Raw genomic sequence first — 2,449 nt, forward strand, 5'->3', positions numbered from 1 at the left:
TGTTTATGGCAGACTAAAAATGTAGGTTATGGCAGTTAATTTATGCAGACCCGTAGGGGCTGCATAAATTAAAAAACCACTTGCCAACATCCCCTTATCAAAATACACTCCCTGTTGGGCACTACAGAACGACGGGAGGTATAAAGTTAGGAGATGTTAGCAGTGGCAGAAATTCATTATATCAGGCACGAGGCAAACAAGAAAGGGCGAGCTTATAGCAAGATTGCCAAACAAATGAATCGTGATTCGAGAACAGTTCAGAAGTATGCAGAAATGGATGACTTCAATCTACAAGAAAAGCCCAAGCAAATTCGAAAAGCTAGAGTCATGGAGCCTGTAAAACCCATTCTTGATCAATGGATCAAAGAGGATTTGAACAAGAAAAAGAAGTTCCGAAGAACCGCACAACGCTTGTTTACACAATTAGTGGAAGAACACCAATTTACAGGATCATCTCGCTCTGTCAGACAGTATGTTTCTCAACGAAAACACCAGTTAGCAGAGACAAGTGATGCTGCGGCATTGCCATTGGAGACGAAACCTGGATCGGCACAGGTTGATTTCGGAGAAGCACCATTTAAATATCTGGGAGAAAGTGTTACCTTGCCATTTCTCGTTCTCTCATTTCCTCATAGCAATACGTTTTACTTCCAAGTTTTTCAGTCTCAGAACCGAGAATGTTTTCTGGAGGGATTGAAGCGTATCTTTCACTACATAGGTGGCGTGCCTAAGGTGATTCGATTTGATAACTTATCACCAGCGGTGAAAAGGATCATGCCGAACGGTCAGCGAGAACTAACAGAGGAATTCCAAAACTTCGTTTTTCACTATGATTTTGAATACGAGTTTTGTAATCCCGGTAGTGGTAATGAAAAAGGTCATGTGGAGGCGATGGTAAAGTACATTCGCAACAACTTTCTTCTGCCAGAGCTACAGATACACAGTCTTGATCAGCTAAACGAAACCCTGTGGAAAAAAGCCGAGAGAGATCGGGAGCGACCTCATTATGTAAAAGAAACGATGCTCTCCGAATTATATTTGGCAGACAAGGAACATCTTCTTCAATTACCTGCCAAAGAATTTGATTGTATCCGATACGAACGAGTAAAAGCTGATAAATACGGATATATCCGAGTCGAAAATAAACTCTACTCAACGTCTCCCCGTTTTGCCAAATGTACGGTTTTGGCAAAGATCTCATTTGATCGAGTGGATATTTTAACAGAAGAGTATGAGGTGATTGTGCAGCATGCCAGATTATATGGCAAAGAGCCAAAATCAGTGATTTGGCAGCCCTATTTGACATTGATGGCAAAACGGCCAACTGCCCTTAAATACACAAGTTTTTATGAACAATTGCCAATCGAATGGCAAGTCTATCTCTCGAATTGCACGGTCCCAGAAAAACAAGAAGCTCTCCAGCTACTATCCGTCATTCTAAAAGACGATGATATGAAAATACCCACGCAAGCTTTGCAGCTTGCCTCTGAGAATGGCCACCCATCCGTTGATTCTATTAAACAGATCTATTACCAACTCATCAATGGTCGTGGTCAAAGGGATACCATCCAACCGAAAGGTTTTGTTCCTGCCGTTCCAACAGCCACTAGAGGATTAGCCCATTACAATGAATTCTTTAAGGGAACGGGAGGTCATCGCTAGTGGAAGCATTGATAAAGGAGTATTCAAAGCGCCTCAAATTGAGTTGGGTTCGGCAACATTTCCATGAAGTTGAAGCTACTACAAATGAAGAATACTTACTCAAAATATTAGAAAGTGAGATACAACAACGAGAAGCACGAAAAATCAATCTGCTCTTTAAGCAATCTTCCTTGCCAAGAATAACAGGAAAGCCATTTGAGTGGGGCCATATTCAGATGGGACAAGGTCTCACACAGGACCATATCCTTCATGGTGGATTTATAGAGGAGAAAGAAAATCTAATCTTTTATGGTGGAGTGGGGACGGGGAAAACGTACTTATCAACGCTGATTGGATTAAATGCCATTCAACAGCAAGGAAAAAAGATAAAGTTCTTTACTGTCGCTGGATTAGTCAATCGGCTGCTAGATGCTCACGAGACCGGCTCGTTGAGCCGATTCTTTAACCATATTGAGAAGTTAGATCTATTAATACTCGATGAGCTAGGGTATATTCCCCTGCATAAACAAGGAGCAGAACTGCTATTTCAGATTATTTCCATGTGCTACGAAAGAAAAAGTATTATCATAACGACCAATCTACAATTTGGCCAATGGAATCATATATTTGGTGATCCAATTTTGACAGAGGCAGTGATTGATCGCTTGATTCATCACTCTCACCTGATCGTCTTTAATGGCGAAAGCCATCGGTACAAAGAATCGTTATTACACGGTAAATAATTTAGGGGTTGGCAAGTGGTACATTTTTAATTGCCATTTGATACATTTCTTACTTGCCAAAAACA

The 2,449-nt window shown here is 41.0% G+C and carries 2 protein-coding genes; both read left to right on the forward strand.

Annotated features, from left to right (window positions below; all coding sequences use genetic code 11):
• Positions 1 to 153: 153 nt before the first annotated feature.
• Entirely contained in the window at positions 154 to 1,662 is a 1,509-nt protein-coding gene (gene istA / locus T458_RS55920) for an IS21 family transposase (RefSeq protein ID WP_023555613.1), read from the forward strand.
• The gene (gene istB, locus T458_RS55925; RefSeq protein ID WP_023555614.1) at positions 1,662 to 2,384 is read left to right on the forward strand and encodes an IS21-like element helper ATPase IstB; all 723 of its coding nucleotides are present in this window, start codon (positions 1,662 to 1,664) and stop codon (positions 2,382 to 2,384) included. Before istA ends, istB begins: the two co-directional genes overlap by 1 nt.
• Positions 2,385 to 2,449: the final 65 nt, after the last annotated feature.

The organism is Brevibacillus panacihumi W25, assembly GCF_000503775.1.
In the GTDB taxonomy this organism is placed as follows: Bacteria; Bacillota; Bacilli; order Brevibacillales; family Brevibacillaceae; genus Brevibacillus; species Brevibacillus panacihumi_A.